The 21,515-nt window shown below is 70.9% G+C and carries 16 protein-coding genes and 2 pseudogenes; 5 read left to right on the top strand and 13 right to left on the bottom strand.

Annotation, left to right across the window (positions count from 1 at the left end; all coding sequences use genetic code 11):
• Positions 1-8: 8 nt before the first annotated feature.
• The gene (locus FGD71_RS01530; protein ID WP_119098525.1) at positions 9-1,553 is read right to left on the bottom strand and encodes an acyl-CoA synthetase; all 1,545 of its coding nucleotides are present in this window, start codon (positions 1,551-1,553) and stop codon (positions 9-11) included.
• 185 nt (positions 1,554-1,738) lie between these two features.
• Between FGD71_RS01530 and FGD71_RS01525 the strand changes: the two genes are divergently transcribed.
• The gene (locus FGD71_RS01525) at positions 1,739-4,159 is read left to right on the top strand and encodes a penicillin acylase family protein (RefSeq protein WP_119098524.1); all 2,421 of its coding nucleotides are present in this window, start codon (positions 1,739-1,741) and stop codon (positions 4,157-4,159) included.
• Here the strand turns inward: FGD71_RS01525 and FGD71_RS01520 are convergent.
• The gene (locus tag FGD71_RS01520) at positions 4,119-4,751 is read right to left on the bottom strand and encodes a hypothetical protein (RefSeq protein ID WP_119098523.1); all 633 of its coding nucleotides are present in this window, start codon (positions 4,749-4,751) and stop codon (positions 4,119-4,121) included. The two genes, FGD71_RS01525 and FGD71_RS01520, sit on opposite strands and share 41 nt — an antisense overlap.
• A 162-nt stretch (positions 4,752-4,913) precedes the next feature.
• On the opposite strand from FGD71_RS01520, the gene FGD71_RS01515 reads away from it, so the two are divergent.
• Positions 4,914-5,525: an antibiotic biosynthesis monooxygenase family protein gene (locus tag FGD71_RS01515; protein WP_119098522.1), complete on the top strand. Its 612-nt coding sequence runs from the start codon at positions 4,914-4,916 to the stop codon at positions 5,523-5,525.
• A gap of 49 nt (positions 5,526-5,574) precedes the next feature.
• Here FGD71_RS01515 and FGD71_RS01510 read toward each other — a convergent pair whose 3' ends face one another.
• The gene (locus tag FGD71_RS01510) at positions 5,575-7,149 is read right to left on the bottom strand and encodes an acyl-CoA synthetase (RefSeq protein ID WP_119098521.1); all 1,575 of its coding nucleotides are present in this window, start codon (positions 7,147-7,149) and stop codon (positions 5,575-5,577) included.
• Positions 7,146-8,255 (bottom strand): nitronate monooxygenase, encoded by a 1,110-nt coding sequence (locus FGD71_RS01505; protein WP_119098520.1) that lies wholly within the window; start codon positions 8,253-8,255, stop codon positions 7,146-7,148. Before FGD71_RS01505 ends, FGD71_RS01510 begins: the two co-directional genes overlap by 4 nt.
• A gap of 194 nt (positions 8,256-8,449) precedes the next feature.
• Here FGD71_RS01505 and FGD71_RS01500 point away from each other — a divergent pair, with 194 nt between their 5' ends.
• Positions 8,450-10,231, top strand: coding sequence for a serine hydrolase domain-containing protein (locus FGD71_RS01500; RefSeq protein WP_119098519.1), 1,782 nt, complete (start codon positions 8,450-8,452; stop codon positions 10,229-10,231).
• A gap of 76 nt (positions 10,232-10,307) precedes the next feature.
• Here FGD71_RS01500 and FGD71_RS01495 read toward each other — a convergent pair whose 3' ends face one another.
• The 4 genes from FGD71_RS01495 to FGD71_RS01480 form a co-directional block, all read right to left on the bottom strand.
• Positions 10,308-11,870, bottom strand: a complete 1,563-nt coding sequence (locus FGD71_RS01495) for a phytoene desaturase family protein (protein ID WP_119098518.1) — start codon at positions 11,868-11,870, stop codon at positions 10,308-10,310.
• Positions 11,871-12,197: 327 nt separating this feature from the next.
• The gene (locus FGD71_RS01490; protein WP_119098517.1) at positions 12,198-14,438 is read right to left on the bottom strand and encodes a serine/threonine-protein kinase; all 2,241 of its coding nucleotides are present in this window, start codon (positions 14,436-14,438) and stop codon (positions 12,198-12,200) included.
• A gap of 60 nt (positions 14,439-14,498) precedes the next feature.
• Positions 14,499-15,296 carry an oxygenase MpaB family protein gene (locus FGD71_RS01485; protein WP_119098531.1) on the bottom strand — a complete coding sequence of 266 codons (798 nt, stop codon included), beginning with the start codon at positions 15,294-15,296 and terminating at the stop codon, positions 14,499-14,501.
• 246 nt (positions 15,297-15,542) lie between these two features.
• The gene (locus FGD71_RS01480) at positions 15,543-16,127 is read right to left on the bottom strand and encodes a helix-turn-helix domain-containing protein (protein WP_119098516.1); all 585 of its coding nucleotides are present in this window, start codon (positions 16,125-16,127) and stop codon (positions 15,543-15,545) included.
• Between the two features lie 126 nt (positions 16,128-16,253).
• On the opposite strand from FGD71_RS01480, the gene FGD71_RS01475 reads away from it, so the two are divergent.
• Together FGD71_RS01475 and FGD71_RS01470 are read left to right on the top strand one after the other, a co-directional pair.
• Positions 16,254-17,090: an EamA family transporter gene (locus FGD71_RS01475; protein ID WP_119098515.1), complete on the top strand. Its 837-nt coding sequence runs from the start codon at positions 16,254-16,256 to the stop codon at positions 17,088-17,090.
• Positions 17,091-17,136: 46 nt separating this feature from the next.
• Entirely contained in the window at positions 17,137-17,784 is a 648-nt protein-coding gene (locus tag FGD71_RS01470; protein WP_119098514.1) for an FMN-binding negative transcriptional regulator, read from the top strand.
• Positions 17,785-18,065: 281 nt separating this feature from the next.
• Here FGD71_RS01470 and FGD71_RS01465 read toward each other — a convergent pair whose 3' ends face one another.
• From FGD71_RS01465 to FGD71_RS01450, 5 genes and pseudogenes are all read right to left on the bottom strand, one after another.
• Positions 18,066-19,121 carry a maleylacetate reductase gene (locus tag FGD71_RS01465; RefSeq protein ID WP_119098513.1) on the bottom strand — a complete coding sequence of 352 codons (1,056 nt, stop codon included), beginning with the start codon at positions 19,119-19,121 and terminating at the stop codon, positions 18,066-18,068.
• Positions 19,118-19,622: pseudogene (locus FGD71_RS48290) on the bottom strand (dioxygenase family protein); the annotation flags it as partial. The pseudogene FGD71_RS48290 and the gene FGD71_RS01465, both read right to left, overlap by 4 nt.
• A 1-nt stretch (position 19,623) precedes the next feature.
• A partial coding sequence (locus tag FGD71_RS48285) for a dioxygenase (RefSeq protein ID WP_280528323.1) occupies positions 19,624-20,035 on the bottom strand: 412 nt, incomplete at its 3' end.
• A 9-nt stretch (positions 20,036-20,044) separates the two neighbouring features.
• Entirely contained in the window at positions 20,045-21,139 is a 1,095-nt protein-coding gene (locus FGD71_RS01455; RefSeq protein ID WP_119098512.1) for an alpha/beta hydrolase family protein, read from the bottom strand.
• Positions 21,136-21,515: pseudogene (locus FGD71_RS01450) on the bottom strand (bifunctional 3-(3-hydroxy-phenyl)propionate/3-hydroxycinnamic acid hydroxylase MhpA); the annotation flags it as partial. The pseudogene FGD71_RS01450 and the gene FGD71_RS01455, both read right to left, overlap by 4 nt.

Below are 21,515 nucleotides of genomic sequence, written 5' to 3'. Positions count from 1 at the left end.
CCAACCGTTCAATCACCTGGGGCGATCGCCGGACCGGGCTCGTTCCGGAACCTGTCCCTCAGCTCCCGCTTGAGAATCTTCCCGCTCGCGTTGCGCGGCAACTCCGCCACGAACAGGACCCGCTTCGGCACCTTGAAGTGGGCCAGCTTCTCACGCGCGTGGGCGAGCAGCTCGGCCTCCGTGACGGCCTCTGTGCCCTCACCCCGAGGGACGACCACCGCGGTCACCGCTTCGATCCACCGCTCGTCCGGCAACCCGATCACCGCGACCTCGGCCACCTCGGGATGCGTGTAGAGCGCGTCCTCGACCTGTCGCGAAGCGACCAGGACACCACCGGAGTTGATCACGTCCTTCACCCGGTCGACCACGGTGAAGTACCCCTCGGCATCGCGCACCGCGAGATCCCCGGAATGGAACCAGCCGTCCCGGAAGGCCTCAGCCGTCTCCTCGGGCTTGTCCCAGTAGCCCTCGCACAACTGCGGCGAGCGGTAGACGATCTCGCCCTGCTCCCCGTCTGGCACATCCTCGCCGGACTCGTCCACGACCCGCGCCTCGACGAACATCACCGTGCGCCCGCAGGAATCCATCCGCCCCTTGTGCTCGTACGGCCCGAGGACCATCGACAGGGGGCCGATCTCGCTCTGGCCGAAACAGTTGTAGAACGCCAGCTTCGGCAGCCGCTCCTTCAAGCGCTCCAGTACGGGCACGGGCATGATCGACGCTCCGTAGTACGCCTTGCGCAGCCCACTCAGATCGCGGGTCGCGAAGTCGTCGCGGTTCGACAGGCCGATCCACACGGTCGGCGGAGCGAACAGGCTGTCCGCGCGACCGGTTTCGACGAGGTCGAAGATCCGCTCGGCGTCAGGTGCGTCGAGGATGACGTTCTCGGCACCCACCGCGAGATACGGCAGCAGAAAGACATGCATCTGCGCCGAGTGGTACAGCGGCAGCGAGTGCACGGGCCGGTCGCCCGCCTGCAGGTCGAGAGCGGTGATCGCGCTCAAGTACTCATGCACCAGGGCGCGGTGCGTCATCATCGCGCCCTTGGGCTGAGCGGTCGTGCCCGACGTGTAGAGCAGTTGCGTCAGGTCGTCCCCGCGCGGCTCCTCTCCGTCGTACGGAGCCGTCGTGGCGAGTCGCGCGAGCAGCGAGTCGTCGGCGTCACGCAGCGGCAACACCCGTACGCCGTCGGGGAGGTGCCCCGCGAGGTCCGGATCCGCCAGGACAAGCCCGCTGCCGGACTGGCCGACGATGTACGACAGATCGTCACCGGTCAGGTTCTGGTTGACCGGGACGTGCACCAGACCGGCGCGCGCGCAGGCCAGGAAGGCGATCAGGTACGCGTCGGAGTTGTGGCCGTAGGCGCCGACCCGGTCGCCGGGGACGAGCCCCGTGTCGCGCAGCACCTGCGCGGCCCGGGAGACGGCGTCGTCCAGTTCCGCGTAGGTCCAGGACCGTTCGCCGTAGTGGACGGCGACACGGGCCGGGGTCCGCCGGGCGCTGCGCCGCACCACCCCGTCGACCGTCACACTGCGTCCGGCCTCCACCGTCATGCCCCACTCCTTCGTCGCGCTGCCCTGGCGTGATCCTCGTGCGGCGGCGCGAGCGGGGTCAAGCAGCGGGCGCGTGTGGCGCGAAACGGATCAACCTCGGCGAAGCTCGAACGCGCACACGCACAACCGGACATACCTGTTGTTACGCTCAACCGCCCTTTCTCTCAAGGATGTTGGGAGTCACGATGCGCACCCGCCTGAGACAGCTCGTCGTCGCAGCCGCCGTCCTGTTCACCGCCGCGGCGTCCTTACCGGCCTCCGCCGCCGATGATCAGGACCGTCGGGAACGCCCCTCCCAGGGCGGCCTTTCCGCGGTCATCCGCTACACCGAGTACGGCATTCCGCACATCCTCGCGAAGAACTACGCCGACCTCGGTTTCGGCGAGGGCTGGGCGCAGGCCGCCGACCAGGTGTGCACGCTCGCCGACGGCTTTGTGACACTGCGCGGTGAACGTTCGCGCTTCTTCGGGCCCGACGCGGCCCCCGACGGCTCGCTCTCCTCGGCCACCAAGAACCTCACCAGCGACCTCTACTTCCGAGGGGTCCGGGACGCCCGCACGGTGGAGAAGCTGCTCGCCGAGCCGGCACCCCTGGGCCCGAGCCGCCAGGTGAAGGACCTGATGCGCGGCTGGGCGGCCGGTTACAACGCCTGGCTGAAGCAGAACCGCGTCACGGATCCCGCCTGCGAGGGTGCCACCTGGGTCCGGCCCGTCACCACCCTCGACGTGGCCACCCGCGGGTACGCCATCGCCGTGCTCGGCGGCGAAGGTCGCTTGATCGACACGGTCGCGACCGCGCGGCCGCCCAGCGGATCCGCGACGGCCACCCCCACACCGGACACGCAGAGCACCCCGAACGCGAAGGCCGCCGCCCGGGCCGCACGCGAGCTGTTCGCCGACGCCGACATGGGCTCCAACGCGGTCGCCTTCAACGGCGGCACGACGGCGAACGGCAGCGGCCTGCTGCTCGGCAACCCGCACTACCCGTGGCAGGGCGGCCGCCGGTTCTGGCAGTCTCAGCAGACGATCCCCGGCGAACTCAACGTCTCCGGCGGCTCCTTGCTCGGCCTGCCGACCGTGTCCATCGGATACAACGCGCACGTGGCATGGAGCCACACCGTCTCGACCGGCGTCCCGGCCAACCTCCATCAGCTGACGCTGGATCCGGCCGATCCGACGGCGTACGTCGTGGACGGCAAGCCGGAGCGGATGACGAAGCGGACCGTGACCGTCGCGGTGAAGGACGGCGCCCCGGTGACCCGGACCCAGTGGTGGACCCGCTACGGCCCGGTCGTCACCTCCCTCGGCAGCCAGCTCCCCCTGCCGTGGACCACCACGACGGCGTACGCGCTCAACGATCCCAACGCCGAGAACCTTCGCTTCAACGACACCTCGCTCGGCTTCGGCAAGGCACGCGACACGGCCGGCATCCTCAAGTCCCTTGCCCGGCACCAGGGGATCCCCTGGGTGAACACCATCGCCGCCGACTCCTCTGGACACTCCCTCTTCACCCAGTCGCAGGTACTCCCCCGGATCACCGACGAGTTGGCGGCACGCTGCTCGACGGCGCTCGGCAGGACCACGTATCCGGCATCCGGGATGGCGATCCTCGACGGCTCACGCGGTGACTGCGCGCTCGGCCGCGACCCCGACGCCGTACGTCCGGGGATCTTCGGACCGGAGCGGATGCCGACGCTCAAGGACGCGCCGTACGCGGAGAACTCCAACGGCACGCCGTGGCTGACCAACGCGGACCGGCCGATCACCGGGTACGAGCGGGTCTTCGGCACGGTCGGCACGCCGCTCGGGATGCGGACCCGCGGCGCGATCGAGGACGTGGCGGCGATGGCCGCGAAGGGCGATCTGACCGTACGGGACCTGGAGCGGCAGCAGTTCGCGAACCGGGTGCCCGCGGGTGATCTCACCGCCGAGGACGCGTCACGGGCCTGTGCCGCGCTGCCGGGTGGTACGGCAACGGGCAGTGATGGCAAGGCCGTTGACGTGTCAGAGGCCTGCGGTGCACTCAAGGCGTGGAACCGTTCCATGGACACCGACAGCCGGGGCGCGCTCCTCTTCGACCGGTTCTGGCGCAAACTGACCGCGACGGTACCGGAAGGCCAGTTGTGGAAGGTGCCGTTCTCTGCGGCGGACCCGGTGCGCACCCCGAACACGCTCAACACGGGCGCTCCCGGATTCGCCACGGCCCTCGCCGACACGGTGACCGAACTGCGTACGGCCGGGATCCCCCTGGACGCGAAGACCGCCGCGCACCAGTTCGTCGTACGCGGCGGTCAGCGCATTCCCGTCCCGGGCGGCACGGAGTCACTCGGCGTGTGGAACAAGATCGAGCCGGTGTGGGACGCGGCGGCCGGCGGCTACAGCGAGGTCACGACCGGCTCCAGCCACATCCAGGCCGTCGGCTGGGACGGCGGGCGCTGTCCAGTGGCTCGCACGCTCCTTACGTACTCCCAGTCGTCGAATCCCGGCTCACCGCACTTCGCCGATCAGACGCGGCTGTTCTCGGCCGAGAAATGGGTGAAGTCCCGCTTCTGTGAGAAGGACATCCTCACCTCCCCCGCGTTGAAGGTGGTGCGGGTGCACGGGTGACTCGCAGCCGTACGGGTTCGGGGCTGTAGATGCCCGGGGCGAAGCGCTCCACCGCGGCCACGATCGCGTCGTGGTGGGCGCGCCGCCGGGCGGGGCGCAGGGTGTCGCCGAGGGAGTAATAGGGCAGATACGAGGCGCGGTCGGGCACGGGGCGCTTCCCGGGGAACTCGGCGCCCGGGCGCACCCGTAGCACCAGGACATTCCGGTTCCGGCTGAACTGCACCGCTTCCAGGTCCGCCCAAGGCGCGATCGTGACACCGGCCCGCCCCTCCTTGGCGAGGCCCCGCTCGTTGATCCGCAGCGCGGGCCAGGCCCATGCTCGCGGCAACAGCGGCGTGATGAGGACGCCGCACAGCACCGGCATGGTCAGATAGCCGGCCACACCGGGACTGCGGAAGATGTCCATGTCACTGCCTGTCATCAGGACAGCGATCACGAAGATCATCACGACCTCCAGCACCAGGACTCCGGCGATGACCGCGAGGACGACGCCCGCCTGCCCCAGCAGCCGCCGCCCCCGTTCAGCGGGCAGTAGCAGCCCTTCGGCCGGTATCGATCCGTCCGCCGGTATCGATCCGTCGACCGCCTCCATGGTGTGTCCCCTTCCGGTCCCCGTTGACGCTCTCCGTTGCAGCGTAGGGGCTCCGGATCTTGGTAGGTACACCCGGACCTACCGTTTGCCCCGGTTCGATCCCGGTAGAAGACTGGCACATGTCAGAAGTTTCGGATATATGGGCAGCTTCTGGGAGGCACCATGTTCGTACGCACGGTTTACGCCACCGGCGATCCGGCAAACATCGACACGGCCATCGAGGCAGTCAGCACTGAAGGCCGGGAACTGCTCGAGCGGCAGCCAGGTTTCCGCGGCTTCGGGCTCTTCGTGGACCGGGACCTCGGAAAACTGCTGGCGGTGAGCTGGTGGGAGTCGGAGGAGGCCCGGAGGAACAGCGACGAGGCAACGCGCGAGCGGCGGGCGGCGATCCTGGAGCGGTTCGCGGCAACAACAGCTATCGACAATTTCGAAGCGGTGGTCTTCCACCCGGTCCGGCAGCCGGAGGCGGGAGCGGGGCTTCGGGTCACCAGGGTGGAGTTCGACCCCTCGGACGCGGATCTGTTCACCGAGACGTTCCGGGCGACGGTGATCCCCAGGCTCGAAACGCTCCCGGGACTGGCCAGGGCATCCCTGCTCATCGACCGGGACCGGGGACGCGGGCTGGTCGGCGCCCTGTTCACCGACCGCGAGGCCCTTGCCGCGTCCCGTGCGGGCCAGTCGGCGGCCAGGCACGAGGCGGCCGCCAAGGCACATGTCACCGTGACCGGGCTGGAAGAGTTCGAGGTCGTCTTCGCCGACGTGCGCGGCACCTGAGGCGACGGGCGTTCCCAGCCAGGCGGCTGGCCCGCTCGCGGAGCGAATGCTAGACCGGGCGGGTGTGCCCCTCCCAATACGGCTCCCGCAACCGCCGCTTGTACAGCTTTCCATTGGGATCGCGTGGCATCGTCGCGATGAAGTCGACGCTCTTGGGGCGCTTGTATCCGGCCAGTTGCCGTTCGCAATGGGCGAGGATCTCGGCGGCGAGCGCCGCGCCGGGTTCACCACCGGGGGCGGGCTCGACGACGGCCTTGACCTCCTCGCCCCAGTCGTCGTGCGGGATGCCGAACGCGGCGGCGTCGGCGACGGCGGGGTGCGTGAGCAGGGCGGCCTCGATCTCGGCCGGGTAGATGTTCACGCCGCCCGAGATGATCAGGTCGATCTTGCGGTCGCGGAGGAAGAGGTAGCCGTCCTCGTCGAGATAGCCCAGGTCGCCGACGGTGAAGAAGTCGCCGATGCGGTTCTTCCGCGTCTTGGTCTCGTCCTTGTGGTACGAGAATCCGCCGGTGGTCATCTTCATGTAGACGGTGCCGAGTTCACCCGGCGGCAGCCTGTTTCCCTCGTCGTCGAAGACCGCCAGCTCGCTGATGGGCCAGGCCTTGCCGACCGTGCCGGGCTTCTTCAGCCAGTCCTCGGCCGTCGCGAAGGCACCGCCGCCCTCGCTGGCCGCGTAGTACTCCTCCACACAGGTGCCCCACCACTCGATCATGGCTCGTTTCACATGGTCCGCGCAGGGGGCGGCGCCGTGGATGGCGTGCCGCATGGACGAGACGTCGTACCGGGCCCGCACCTCGTCAGGCAGCGCCAGCAGGCGGTGGAACTGGGTCGGGACCATGTGCGTGTGCGTGCACCGGTGCGCGTCGATGAGGCGCAGCATCTCCTCCGGCGTCCACTTGTCCATCAGCACCAGCTGGTGGCCGATGTGCAGGGACGCGCCCGCGAACTGCAGCACGGCCGTGTGGTAGAGCGGCGAGCAGACGAGATGCACGTTGTCGTCGAACGGTTTGATCCCGAAGATACCGAGGAAGCCGCCGAGATACGACTCCTCGGGCAGCTTGCCTGGCAGTGGGCGCCGGATGCCGCGCGGGCGGCCCGTCGTGCCTGAGGTGTAGTTCATGACCCAGCCGAGGGTGCGGTCGGCGGGCGCCGACTCGGGCTGTCCGTCGAGGAGTTCGGCGTAGGGCCTGAAGCCCTCGACCGCGCCGACCGCGTACCGCCGGCTCTTCGGCAGCTTCGCCTCGTCGGCGGCGTGACGTGCGGCGTCGGCGAACCGCTCGTGCGCGACCAGCACTTTGGCACCCGAGTCGGAGACGATCCAGGCGATCTCGGGTCCGACGAGGTGGTGGTTGACGGGGACGAGGTAGAGGCCGGCCTGTGCGGCGGCGAGGTACGCGGTGAAGAACTCGACACTGTTGGGCAGCACGACCGCGAAGGCGTCGCCGCGTTCGAGACCGGCCGCGCGCAGCCCGTGTACCAGCCGGTTGGCTTCGGCGTGCAGCCGTCCGGCGGTCCACTTCTCGCCATCGGGGGCGATCAGGACCGTACGCTCGGGTTCGGCGGCGGCCTGGGCCCAGAAGCCGTTGCGGGAACCGTTCGGAGCACCGCCCGGGGCCTGACTCATGCCTCGCTCCTTCCCGCGATGCGGTTGATTCGGTCGACCGCCTTCTCGAAGCCACGCGTGAGGTCGTCGAAGACGGCCTGGACGCTGCGCTCACTGTTCATCCGGCCGACGATCTGGCCGACGGGCGTCCCGAGCAGCGGCTCCACCTCGTACTTCTGGATCCGCGAAACCGCCTCCGCGACGAGCAGGCCCTGCAGTGGCATGGGGAGCGTGCCCGGTCCGTTCGGGTCGTCCCATGCGTCGGTCCATTCGGTACGCAACTGCCGTGCGGGCTTGCCGGTCAGCGCGCGGGAACGGACCGTGTCGCCGGATCCGGCGGCGAGGAGCTTCTGGGTCAGGGCACGCGAGTGCATCTCGGCCTCGGTGGTGGTCAGCCACAGGGAGCCGAGCCACACACCCTGAGCGCCGAGGGCGAGCGCGGCGGCGACCTGCTGTCCGCTGCCGATACCGCCCGCCGCCAGCACGGGCAACGGGTCGACGGCGTCCACGACTTCGGGTGTGAGCACCATGGAGGCGATCTCACCGGTGTGGCCGCCCGCCTCGTAGCCCTGGGCGACGACGATGTCGATGCCCGCCTCGGCGTGCTTGCGGGCGTGCCGGGCGCTGCCCGCGAGCGCGGCGACGAGCACGCCTTGGTCGTGGGCGCGCGCGATGACATCGGCGGGCGGTGAACCGAGCGCGTTGGCCAGGAGTTTGACCGGATAGTCGAAGGCCACGTCCAGCTGGCTGCGGGCCACCTGCTCCATCCAGCCGGTGATGCGCCAGCCGGAGGCCTCGCCCGCGGCGAGTTCCGGTACGCCGTACTGGGCCAAGGTGTCCTTGACGTACTGCCGGTGACCCTCGGGGATCATCGCCTCGACGTCGGCCTCGGTGACGCCCTCCACCTTCTTGGCGGGCATGACGACGTCCAGGCCGTAGGGCTTGCCGTCGACGTGTTTCTCGACCCAGTCGAGGTCGCGTTTGAGGTCGTCGGGGGCGGTGTAGCGGACCGCGCCGAGCACACCGAATCCACCGGCACGGCTGATGGCCGCGGCGACGGCGGGGAACGGCGTGAAGCCGAAGATGGCGTGCTCGACTCCCAGTGTGTTGCTCAACTCCGTCTGCATGGCCGCAGGATGCCGCAGTCCTCCGGACGAGGGAAGCCCTTTTCTGATGCTCCGTCAGATTTCTCGGAGGGGGCGCACCGCCCTCCGTAGCCGCCTTCCGCAGTCTTGACACACCCCACACCCGAAACAAAAGCTTCACTCCGCAAGGCGAACCCCGAAAGATAGTTTCAGGCGGCGCTACGGGAGGCTCCTCGATGACCGAAGACACAGAGGGCAGAGCGAACGGCGGGCTGACGCGTCGCCAGTTAGTGGGAAAGACCCTGGCCCTGGGCGGTGCCCTGGCGCTCGTACCGTTTCCGGCGGGTCCCGCCACGGCCGCGCCGGACCACGGCCGGCCCACCCTGCGGCGCGGATCCGCAGAGCGCGCGGGCCTGCTCGCGGGACATCTGCGGCAACTCGTCGCCGACGCAGAGAAGTTCCTCGGCCCCTCCCCCAAGTACCCCTGGTACGCGGGTGCCGTACTGCTCGCCGGACGCGGCGGCACGGTCGCCCTGCATCAGCCGATCGGCACGGCGGTGCGCTACTCGGCGTACGACGAGAAGACAGACACCGGCGTGGAGTTCACGGCCGATCAGCAGATCCCCATGGCCGAGGACACGGTCTTCGACCTCGCCTCCGTCTCGAAGCTGTTCACCTCGATCCTGGCCGTGCAGCAGATCGAGCGCGGCACACTGGAGCTGGAGGCGAAGGTCGCCTCGTACCTGCCGGACTTCGGGAACGCGGGCAAGCAGGACATCACCGTCCGGCAGCTCCTCACCCACACCTCCGGGTTCCGCGCCTGGATCCCGCTCTACAACGCGCCGACCCACGAGGAAAGGCTCCAACTCATCTGGAACGAGGCGCCGCTCAACCCGCCGGGCACCAAGTACCTCTACTCGGACCTCAACCTGATCTCGCTCCAGCTCGTCCTGGAGGAGATCACCGGTCACGCTCTCGATGCCCTGCTCCGCGACGAGATCACCGCTCCGCTCGGGATGCGTCGCACTCGCTACAACCCGCCCGCCTCCTGGAAGCCGAAGATCGCCGCCACGGAGGACGCACGCAAGCCCTGGTCCGGGATCGACCGCGGCCTCGTCTGGGGCGAGGTGCACGACGAGAACGCCTACAGCCTCGGCGGGGTCGCGGGCCACGCGGGCGTCTTCTCCTGCGCGTGGGACCTCGCGATCCTCGGCCGTACGCTCCTCAACGGCGGCTCGTACGGCCGGGCCAGGATCCTTAAAGCCGAGTCGGTGGAGCTGATGTTCACCGACTTCAACACCGCCTTCCCCGGCGACGAGCACGGCCTCGGCTTCGAGCTCTACCAGCACTGGTACATGGGCGCCATGGCCACTCCGCGCACCGCCGGCCACACCGGCTTCACCGGCACGTCGCTGGTCCTCGACCCGACGACCGACTCGTTCCTCATCGTCCTCGGCAACTCCGTTCATCCCGTGCGCAGTTGGCGATCCGGCTCCGCTCCCCGGGTCGCCGCCGCGAACCAGCTGGCGCGGGCCGTCCCGGTCCGGCCCGCGCGAGGGCGTACGGCCTGGTTCTCCGGCATGACGAACGCGACCTCCGCGACGCTCACTCTGCCCGCGCTCGCCGTCGGCGCCGGCGGCCGGCTGCGCTGCGCGCTGTGGTGGGACACCGAACCCCAGTCGGACGGCCTGTTCCTGGAGTCCTCGACGGACGGCGGCACCACGTGGCGGCCGGTCCCGTTCAGGACGACGCGCCACGGCGAGGACCCGCGCGAGCATCCGTCCGGTTCGGTGACCGGCTGGTCGGGCCGTGTCTGGCACCGGCTCACCGCGGATCTCACCGAGTCCCCGCGGCTCGTGCTGCGGTGGCGCTGCATGACCGACCGGCTCTACGTCGGCCGCGGGGTGTACGTGGACGGGCTGCGCGTCAAGGCCGGCGACCGCGTCGCCTTCGACGAGGCCAGGCCCGCGGACGCGGGCCGCATCGAGGCGGTGGGCTGGACGGCGTCGGCCGACTGACGCGGTACGTCGCTCCGAGGCCACCTCCACCGCACCTCCAGGGCGCGGGGTGCCGGCAGTCGCCTGACGGGCACCGCTATGACGGTTGCTGATCCTCCAGCACCGCCATCGCCGCGTTGTGCCCCGGCACCCCGCTCACCCCGCCGCCGCGCACCGCGCCCGCGCCGCACAGCAGGACGTTCGCGTGCGGGGTCTCGACGCCCCAGCGGCCGGTGCCCTCCTGCGCGTAGGGGAAGGCCAGGTCACGGTGGAAGATGTTGCCGCCGGGCAGGCGCAGGTCGCGTTCCAGGTCGAGGGGGGTCTTCGCCTCGATGCAGGGGCGGCCTTCCGCGTCGGCCGCCAGGCAGTCGGCGAGCGGTTCGGCGAGGTGTGCGTCCAGTTGCGCCAGGGTCGACTTGAGCAGTTCCTCGCGTACGGCGTCGTTGTCGCGCGTGAAGAGCCGTGCCGGCGTGTGCAGGCCGAACAGCGTGAGCGTCTGGTATCCCCGCTCGACCAGGCCGGGCCCGAGGATCGTCGGATCGGTCAGCGAGTGGCAGTAGATCTCGGAGGGCGGCTCGGCCGGCAGCGCACCGGACGCGGCCTGCGCGTGGGCGGTCGCCAACTGCTCGTATCCCTCGGCGATGTGGAAGGTCCCGGAGAACGCCTCGCGCGGGTCCACGGAGGTGTCGCGCAACCGGGGAAGTCGCTTGAGCAGCATGTTCACCTTGAGCTGGGCGCCCTCGGCGGGGGTGGGCGGCTCCTCGCCGGTGAGGATCGCGAGCTCCTGTGGCGAGGCGTTCACGAGGACGTGCCGTGCCGAGACGACTCCTTCTCCGTACTCGGTCCGGAACGTGACCTCCGCCGACCGTCCGTCCGTCGCGATCCTGACCGCCTCGTGCCCGGTGGCGATGGCCGCGCCCGCGCCCCGTGCCGCGGCGGCCAGGGCGTCGGTCAGGGCCCCCATACCGCCCACCGGCACGTCCCAGGCCCCCGTGCCGCCGCCGATCACGTGGTACAGGAAGCAGCGGTTCTGCCGCAGGGAGGGGTCGTGCGCGCTCGCGAAAGTGCCGATGAGCGCGTCGGTGAGGACGACACCGCGTACGAGATCGTCGGCGAACCGCTCCTCGATCGCCGCGCCGATCGGCTCCTCGAAGAGAACCCGCCAGGCCTCCTCGTCGTCGATGCGGCGGCGCAGCTCGTCGCGCGTGGGCAGCGGTTCGGTGAGCGTGGGGAACACCTGCTGGGCGACGCGGCCGGTCATGCCGTAGAAGCTCTGCCAGGCCCGGTACTCGCGGTCCGAGCCGGTCAGCCGTGCGAAGGCCTCCCGGGTGCGCCGCTCGCCGCCGCCGACCAGCAGCCCGGTCGGCCGTCCGGCGCGCTCGACGGGTGTGTACGAGGACACCGTGCGGCCGCGGACCCGGAAGTCGAGGCCCAGGTCCCGGACGATCTTCCGGGGCAGCAAACTGACGAGGTACGAGTAGCGCGACAGCCGTGCGTCGACCCCGCTGAACGGCCGGGTGGAAACGGCGGCGCCCCCCGTGCTCCCCAGGCGTTCCAGGACGAGGACGGACTTCCCGGCGCGGGCCAGGTAGGCGGCGGCGACCAGACCGTTGTGGCCACCGCCGACGATCACGGCGTCGTATCCCTCGTGTACAGGCATGCCTCTTCGTAACACGCCGTGATCCGGGTCGGCCAGGCATACGCGGCAGGCGGCGGGCGGCCGAGCGGGGCACTGGTCGCAGGGCCTCGGTGGCCGCGAGCGCTCGGCGGGACGACGTCCCGACGGCCGGCGGCCACACCCGGCGGCCGACACGCGGCGGCCCGGCAGAGCCTCAGGCCGCGCTACGGGGCGAGTGCGCTGCGCACCGCCCGATTACCGGCGGACGGGATGGGCTTGAGGAGGTACGTGATGAGGTACCCCGGCAGCGACAGGCCATCCGGCGTCGCCGCCTCGCGCCGTCGGCCGGCCCCGGAGGCCGCTCGGGCCTCACGGGCCGCCGGACGGCCGCTGCTGCCGCAGTGCGGCCACCCTCCGGTACAGCTCGATCGCCTCAGCGCCGCGCCCGAGTTGTTCCAGGCAGTGGGCCTCGTCGTTGCGGCTGGCGAGGGCGTCGGGGTGGTCGGCGCCCAGGACGCGCTCGCGGGCGGCGGCGACGCGGCGATACTCGGTGAGGGCATCCGCCCAGCGGCCGAGCCAGCCGAGGCCGACGGCCACCTCGCGGCGGCTGACCAGGGTGTCCGGGTGCTCGGGGCCGAGGACGCGCTCGCGGATCGCGCACACGTCGCGGGACTCCGTCAGAGCCTCCTCCCAGCGGCCGAGCCGCCCCAGGTTGACTCCGAGGCCGTGCCGGGCGCGCAGGGTCTCGGGGTGGCCTGGGCCGTGGACGCGGGTGCGGTCGTCGATCAGGGCGCGGTACAGCTCCAGCGCCTGGGCGCTGCGGCCGAGCCTGCCGAGGCTGATCCCGACCTCGTAGCGCGCGGCAAGGGTGTCGGGGTGATCGGGGCCAAGAGCCTGCGCCCGGGCCTCCGCGACCTCCTGGTAGGTCTGCAGCGCCTCCGGCCAGTGGCCCAACTGGCCGAGTACGTAGGCGACTTCGTACTGGGTCACGAGGGTGTCGGGATGGTTCGCGCCGAGCGCCCGGGCGCGGGCCGCGGCCACGTCGAGGGCCATGCGGTACGAGTCCTCCAGGCGCCCGAGCCTGCTGAGGTTGAAGGCGAGGTTGTGGCGGCAGCGCAGGGTGTCCGGGTGGTCGGGTCCCATGGCGCGCTCGCGGGCGGCGAGCACGGCCGCGTACGCCTGGTGCGCTTCGAAATGGCGGCCCAACTGCCCGAGCACGTACGCCATTTCCTGGCGGGCTGCCAGCGTGTCCGGGTGCTCGGGTCCCAGCAGGCGCCCCCTGGCCTCGGCGACGTGGGTGTACTCGCGCAGCGCGTCGGCGGGGCGGCCGGTGCGGCTGAGGGTGAAGCCGACCTCGTAGCGGCTGGCGAGCGTGTCGGGGTGGTCGGGGCCGAGGGCGTGCTCGCGCTCGGCGGCGACCGCGCGGTGCACCTCGCCCGCCTCCGCCCAGCGGCCGAGGCGCCCCAGGCTGAGGCCCGCGTTGTGCCGGCCGGTGAGCGTGGTGATCAACTCCGGTGACGGGGTGGGCCGTTCGGCCGGTACGGGCTCCCGGTCCCGACGGGTGTCGGGGCGGGCGATCCAGTCGCCGGTCAGGCCCGCGGCGGCGTCCGGCGGTGTGGTGCGCAGCGCGGCGCCGGTCGCCTTGTGGCCGGTGGTCATGCCTCGCGTCCAGGAAGGCAGACGCGGTTCACGGGTCGTCGGGGGCTCCGCCGGCCGGCGCCGCACGGGCGGGGACACCATGGTCGGCACGTACGTGGGTGTGGTGCGGCCCGCGCTGATGCGGCGGCCCAGCTCGCGGGCGTCGTGCGGACGTTCCTCGGGCTCCTTCGCCAGGAGGTCCAGGATGATCTGCTCGAGGTACTCGGGGAGTTCGGCGCGGTGGCCGCGCGGCGGCTCGGGCGCGGTGTCGCGGTGTCCGACGAGGACGGCCCATGCGTCGTCGAGATCGAACGGCGGCGCCCCGGTGGCGATCTCGTACAGCACGCAGCCGAACGAGTAGAGGTCGCTGCGATGGTCGACGGACTCGCCGCTGATCTGCTCGGGTGACATGTAGTGCGGGGTGCCCATCGCGATGCCGGTGCCGGTGAGGCGGGCGGTGAAGCCGATGTCGTGGCCGAGTCGGGCGATGCCGAAGTCGCAGATCTTCACTGTGCCGTCGTCGAGGCGCATGATGTTGGCCGGTTTCAAGTCGCGGTGCACGATGCCCTGTTGGTGGGTGTACGCGAGGGCGGCGGCCGCCTGGTCGGCGATCTCCACGACGTCGGCGACCGGCAGCGGATGGTTTTTGTTGTCCTCCAGGAGCTGGCTCAGGTTGCGACCGTCCAGCAGCTCCATGACGAGATAGAGGACACCGTCCGACTCGCCGAAGTCGTGCACCACGGTGACTCCGCGGTGCTGGAGGGCGGCGGCCACGCGTGCCTCGCGCCGAAACCGCTCCCGCAGGACCCGTGTGAAGGAGTGGTCGCGCTGCGGGCCCAGTGGTTTGAGGCACTTGACGGCGACCTGTCTGCCCAGCGATTCGTCGCGCGCACGCCACACCTCACCCATGCCGCCGCGACCGATCAGGTCGAGCAGCCGGTACCGGCCCTGGATCAGCCTGGTCTCCGCCATCTCGTGCGACCGCCCCCGTCGTCTGGCCCCGCCCTCCCCCGGCCCGTCCAGTATGGCGAGCTATCCGCCGACTTTGTACGGTGCCGGGCGCGAGCCGGGGCCGAGCCGTGACATGGCGCGGATAATGTGTTTGGGCGGCAGTTGCCAGCGGACACGTGCGGGTATGCCGCGCAGCAGGGTGCCGGTGAGGCGCAGGTGACGGGTCACCGTCTCGGGCGGCGGCGCCGGTCTTCCGTACAACTCATGGGCGTACGGCGGCAGTGCGGCGTACGCGAGGTCGGCCACGCGCCGCCACAGCAGTGCGCGCGCCGGGACGAGCAGGAGCGGTGTCGGCGGCCTCCTCAGAAAGTCGTCCACCTCCCGCGCCTCCGGTCCCGCGGCCAGCTCGGGGCGCGTCTTCTCGAAGTACGCGGCGAGTTGGCCCTGGTCGGCGGGTACGTCGCCGGGGTCGAGGCCCACCAGGCGTGCGCTGACCCGGTGTTCGCCGATGTAGCGGTCCGCCGCCGCGTCCGTGATCGGGAAACCGGAGCGGCGTCCCACCTGCAGATACGAGTCGATCTCGGCGCAGTGGATCCAGAGCAGCAGCTCGGGTTCGTCGATCCGGTAGCGCTCGCCCGTGTCGGGGTCGGTCGCCGTGAACATGGTGTGGATCTTCCGGACCCGGGCGCCGGCCTTCTCGGCCGCCTGCGTGGTGCCGTACGTCGTCGTGCCGACGAAGTCGGCCGTGCGCATCAGCCGACCCCAAGCGTCCTTGCGGAAGTCGGAATTCTGCATGACGCCGCGCACCGCGCGGGGATGCAGGGCCTGGAGGTAGAGCGCGCGCACACCGGCGACCCACATCATCGGGTCGCCGTGCATCTGCCAGGTGACCGAGGACGGGCCGAAGAGCCCGGGGTCGCCGGTGTGATCCGCGTTCACGCCGCCAGTGTGACCAGGCTTTCCAGTTGTCACTGAATCACGTTCCTGACCTGTGATGATGCCAGCACCAGTCAGCAGACTTCCCCCTGGAACGGGCAGCTTAGTCGGCACATACGACGGAGCCAACCGAATTCCGCTGCCGCTGAGGCGACGGCACCACTGGGGCTTCCGCCTGCACCACGCGGGTCAGGTTGTGGAAGCGGGACCGGGCGGCAGGTGGACCGTCATGATCAGGCTGCAGGTTGCGGTGCCGGAGCCGCGGTAGATGTGCGGGGTGTCGCCGTCGAACGTGGCAGTCTGTCCGGCTTCCACGGTGTGCTCGGAGCCGTCGACGATCAGGGTCATCCGGCCGGAGGTGACGCTGACGGTTTCCACGACGCCGGCCTGGTGGGGGTGGCTGGGGTATTCCTCGTCCGGTTCCAGTTGCCAGCGCCAGACCTCGACCGGGGCCGGGCCTGAGGTCGTCAGCATGAGCCGGGCCTCGCTCCCCCGTTCTCCGGTCCACAGTGGCGCCACGGTGTCGGCGGACACGACGCGGACGCGGCCTTCGGGCGGCCCCTGCATCAGGGCGGACACCGAGATGCCGAGGGTGTCGGCCAGCCGGACCAGGGTGGCCAGGTTGGGGTTGCCCTGGGCTTTCTCCAGTGCCACCAGGGCTCCCTTGCTGACCTGGGAGCGTCGGCTGAGTTCCTCCAGGGACAGGCCCGCCCGGGTGCGGGCCGCCCGGACGTTGTGCGCGACCGTCCGCAGGGCTGCGGCTGTCTCGACCATCTGATCTCCATCCTCACCGCTGACCACCACTGACCACTTCAATGCACCGCGCGGTCGTTTGGTTGACACCAGCCGGTCGTTCTGTTGTACGGTCTGGTCGTTCCACTGAATAGTAAGGGATGTGTCGTGTTCGCTCTGCTGCTGGCCCTGGGCAGCTCACTCGCCTATGGATGCGCCGACTTCCTCGGCGGCCTCGGCGCCCGTAAGGCTCATGTGCTGCGTACCGTGATGATCGCGGCTCCGGCCTCTCTCGTGGTCGAGCTGTTGCTCTGGCCGGTGCTCGGCGCCTCGTTCAGCGCCGACACCCTTGGCTGGGGTGCCGCGTCCGGGGTCGCCTCCGCCGCCGCGTTCGCCCTGCTCTACCGCACGCTGGCGATCGGTCCGATGAACGTGCTGTCGCCCGTGACCGCGCTGGTGTCTGCCGCGCTGCCCGTCGGTGTGGGCCTGTTGCAGGGCGAGCACCTGGCCGCCACTGGATTGGTGGGTCTGCCGCTCGCGCTGGTAGCGGTGGTGCTGGTCAGCGCCGGACACGGCACCAGGTCGGCGCGCCCCTCCCGTACGGCGCTGCTGCTGGCCTTCGGTGCGGGCGCCGCCATCGCCCTCCAGCTGATCTTCCTGCACCAGGCGCCGTCCGGCAGCGGGGTGGCGCCACTGATCGTGGGAAGGGCGGTCTCCTCTGCCGTCACTCTGGTCGCGGCGGGGGCGATGTACGGCAGGCTGGGCTCGGAGCGGCCCGCGTACGCGATGTCGGCCGCCGCGGGTGTGCTGGACTCCGTGGCGAATCTGCTGTTCCTGTTCGCCGCCCGCAGCGGGGACCTGGCCGTCGTCGCCGTGATCGTCGCCCTCTATCCGGCCGGCACGGTCCTCCTCGCCCGCGGCGTGCTCGCCGAGCGCATCCACCGCGGCCAGCTCGTCGGCCTGGGCACCGCCGCCGTCGCCGTCAGCCTCCTCGCCCTGACCTGAGCAGCCCCGTAGTCCACCCCACGGCCGACGCCGCAAGGAGACCAGCATGTTGATCCAGCCCTGGGACGCCGGGCTCGACGAAACCGAATGGCAAACCTGGATCGCCGAAGGCCACGACTTCGGACAGCTCAGTGTCAACGGCCTGCCCGGCCACCCGCCCGTCGCCGTGCCCACCCACTTCACCCGCGACGGTAACCATCTCCTGATCCACCTCGCCCGACCCAACCCGGTCTGGAAGGCGATCGAGCACGACCCGAACGTCCTCTTCACCGTCTTCGGTGACTACGCCTTCGTCCCCGGCCCCTGGCGTGCCAAGCCCGACACTCCGCCCACCGACGGCGTCCCCACCAGCTACTACACAGCCGTCCAGTTCACCTGCCGCGCCCATGTCGTCGACGACCCCGAGGCCAAGGCCGAGCTGCTGCGCCGCCAACTCACCCACTTCCAGCCCGACAGTGACCACGCCCCCGTCGCCGTCGACCAGCCGCCGTACGGCCGGATGCTGCCCGGCATCCGCGGCCTGCGCCTGGAGGTCACCGACGTACGCGCCAAGTTCAAGTACGACGACCACAAGCCCATGGAGCACCGCACCGCCGTCGCCGACCACCTCACCGCACGCGGCCAGGGCCTCGACGTGCCCACCGCACACCAGCAGCGCCGCCGCCTGGACCGCATCGGCCCCTGGAAGCCCTGACCCCTGCCCCCACACTGCCCGCCGGTCTGCGGCGAGGACGACACCCGCCTGGTGCGGGCGTCCACAGTGACGGCTGACGGCCTACGACGACCCGTGTGCCCACCGTGCTTCACCGCGTGACCGGCCAAGGCCTGCTGCCAGGCGCGGAAGCCGGTCAGGGCATGCGCCTCGTCGAACCACAGGGCGGAGTAGGCGTCGTACGCGGGCTGCTCCGAGGTGCCTCCGAAGTACGCCGCCATGCCGTCCCCGGCGATGTGTGGCAGATGGCTGTGAAGGCCCGGTCAGGGTGCGAGGGCTCCGTTGAGGGCGTCTGTGAGGAGTGCGCGTAGGGCTTCCTCGGTGACCGGTCGTGGATTGGCGTAGGGCTGAGCCTTTGCCTGGGCGGTGATGTCGTCGAAGTGGCGCTCGCTGAGGCCCAGTTCGGCCAGGGAGCGCGGGGCCCCGAGTTCGACGGATGCTCGCGCGAGGTGTTTCGGTACGTCGTCCGTGGCCAGCGCACGGCGCAGGGCCCGCTCTGCGGTCGGCGCCGCGGGAAGGTTGAAGGCGGCGACGTACGGGAGCACGACCGTGTGGACGGCGGCGTGGGGCAGGTCGAAGGTGCCGCCGAGGATGTGGCAGAGCTTGTGGTGCAGCGACATGGTCGTCGCCCCCAGGCACGCCCCGCACAACCATGCTCCGCGCAGCGCGTCGGTGCGGGCCCGCATGTCGCCGGGGTCGGCGGCGACGACCGGCAGGGCCGCGACCAGTGAGCGCACCCCTTCCTCGGCCATCAGGGACACGATCGGAGAGGCGTCGGGCGCGTAGAGGGCCTCCACGGCATGGGCGATGGCGTTGAAGCCGCTGGTCACCGACACGTCCGCGGGGAGGCCGACGGTGAGTTCGGGGTCGTAGACCACGCTGCGGGGCAGGACGGCCCGGTCGCGGCCGGTGCGCTTGCGCCCGTCCTCGGTGAGTCCCCACACGGTGGTCATCTCCGAGCCGGCGTAGGTCGTCGGCACACTGATCACGGGCAGGCCGGAGCTCAGGGCGATCGCCTTGCCCAGGCCGATGGTGGAGCCCCCACCGATGGCCAGGCAGCCGTCCGCGCCGGCATCGCGCGCGGTGGCGCGGGCCGCTTCGGCGACTTCGACCGGCACGTGCATCCGCGCTTCGGTGAACAGCCCTACGCACGCGCCACCGAGCAGGGTGGCCGCGTGCTCGGCGAGGGCGCGCTGGCCGGGGGTGGACAGCACCAACAGCCGCCGCAGGCCCAACCGCTCGGCTTCCTCGGCCAGTTGGCGCAGGCTTCCGGCGCCGAAGACCACCCGCATCGGCAAGGCTTCGTAGGTGAAGGTCATCGTGCCGCCTCGGCTTCCGTGGCCAGCACGATGTCGAACCTGGCGTGTGTGAAAGGCACGGTCACGCTGAAGCGCTCGGCCTCCTGCTCGTCGTACGACTCGGTGAAGTCCGTGATCAGGCCCCGCTTGACCGCGAAGACCGCGTCGGAGTCGACGTACGGGCTGCCCGCGACGAACGCGTGCGTGGTGACCGGCCGGTGGTTCTCGGCACTCGCGATGAAGTGGATGTGGGCGGGCCGGTAGGGGTGCCGGCCGGTGGCTTCGAGCAGGCGGCCGACGGGGCCGTCGGTGGGGATCGGGTAGTGGGAGGGGACGACGGTGCGGAACCAGAAGCGGCCCTCGCCGTCCGTACGGAACAACCCGCGTCCGTTTCCCGGCGGCTGTACGTCGGGCTGCTGCACGTCGTAGAAGCCGTCCTCCGAGCACTGCCACACGTCGAGTTCGGTGTCCGGCAGCGGGGTGCCGTCGGCGGCGAGCACTCGGCCGGACACCACACACGGGNGCGGGGTGCCGTCGGCGGCGAGCACTCGGCCGGACACCACACACGGGCGGCCGGTGCCGAGGAGGTCGATGGAGTCGCCGAGTTCGCGGCGGGGGGATTCGGTCATGTGGAAGGGGCCGAGGACGGTGCTCTCGGTTCCCTCCTCGGCCCCGTTCAGGGTCTCGACCAGCATGGAGACGCCCAGGACGTCGGAGAGCAGGACGAACTCCTGGCGGGTGTCGTCGCATGTCTGGCCGACGGCGGTGAGGAAGCCGATCGCGGCCTCCCATTCCTCCATCGTGGGTTCGATGTCCCGTACGAAGTCGTGGAGGTGGCGGGTCAGGCTCTCCATGACCTGCCGCAGCCGCTGGTCCTTGGTTGCCCGGAAGCTCTCCACCACCGCGTCGGTGGCGGTCTCGACGGTGAAGTCCACTTGGTTTTCCTAACGTTTCGGGGTGCCTTGGCCGGTGAGGTGGTCGGTGAACCAGTCACCGGTGAGCGCGTCGCGTTCGGTCGCGTGGTTGTAGAGGGTGTGCTCTCCGTCGGGCCAGATTCGCACAGTGGAGGTGGCGGGGTCGGCGGCGCGGAGGAACGGCTCCTGGCCCTCGTAGCGGGCGAGGGGGTCGCGGACACCGTGCAGCAGGAGCAGTGGGCAGGTGATGCGGTGCTTGTCCGGGTCGAAGCGCAAGGCGTCCATCACCTCGGCCACCCGGTCCAGGTCGTCGGTGCCGACCACGGCGGCCATCTGCTCGCGGGCGGTGCGGAATTCGGGGACGGTCGGTACCGCTGGAGCGCCGTTGACCACCACCGCGCCGACGCGCGGGTCGGCAGCGGCCAGATGGGCGGCGAACAGGCCGCCGAAGCTGACGCCCTGGACGCCGATGGCACCGCCGAGGCGGGGATCGGCCTCGACCAGGTCGACGAAGCGGGCGAAGCCGTCGGTGACGTGCTCGTCGACGTACAGTCCGTGGCGCAGCCGTGACTCCCCCTGACCGGGGCCTTCGGCGAGCAGACAGGCCAGGCCTCGTGTGGTGTACGCGTCGGCGACCGGCAGATACGCCGCTCCCCAGCCGCTGAGCCCGCCCCACACGATCACGGTGGCGCGGGGCGTCCCGGCCGGCAGGCACAGCCAGCCGCCGAGGACGCCGTCGCGGTGAGTGACCTCCACCCGCTCCACGCCGGGTGCGAGAGCGGCGGTCGCGGCGGTGTGCCGGGCGTACAGCTCCCGCTTCTCCGGGGTGTCGCTCTGGTACGCCATCTGCCCGAACATCAGGGCCGCGGAAGCGAACCGGGACGCCTGCCGGGCGGTGGTGCTGTGCCCCGCGGCTTCCGCCGACCGCGCGCGCTCCAGTTGTACGTCGGCGATTGTCGCGGCGGCATCCTGCCACGGAATTCCGGCGGTGGTGTCGGCGAGCAGCCGTCGGGCGTCGGCGGGGTCCATGCCACAGTCCGTGAGCCGGTTGAAGGGCATGGCCCGGTGCTGGGCCGCGACCAGCGGCGGCAGCACGGCCTCCACTCCAGGATCTCCGGTCGTCATACGGCCGCCCCCACCGTTCCGGACAGCGCGGCGTCGAGGTCGTCCACCAGCGCGCCCAGGTCCGTGGTGTCGGCTGCCGTACCGAACAGCACGAAGTCGGGGCGCGCCAGATACGCGACCGCGCCGAGCAGTTGGAGGTACTCCCGGTGCCGTCCGTCGAGGTCGTCGACCGTGTCGAGGGCGACCACGGCGCAGCCCAGGCGCTCCAGCCGGGCGAGCCGCTCCGGCCCGAGGGCGGTGGTGGCATCATCGGCGGCGACAAGGGTGAAGCCGTATCCGGTCACGTCGTCGAAGCGTCCGGGGCTTCCGTCGGGCAGACGGATGCGGCCCTGTGGGGTGAGGGTGCCGGCCGGCGTGCCGGCTCCCTTGCGCAGCA

Source organism: Streptomyces sporangiiformans (assembly GCF_005768555.2).
GTDB lineage: Bacteria > Actinomycetota > Actinomycetes > Streptomycetales > Streptomycetaceae > Streptomyces > Streptomyces sporangiiformans.
This window is presented reverse-complemented; position numbering and strand designations above follow the sequence as displayed.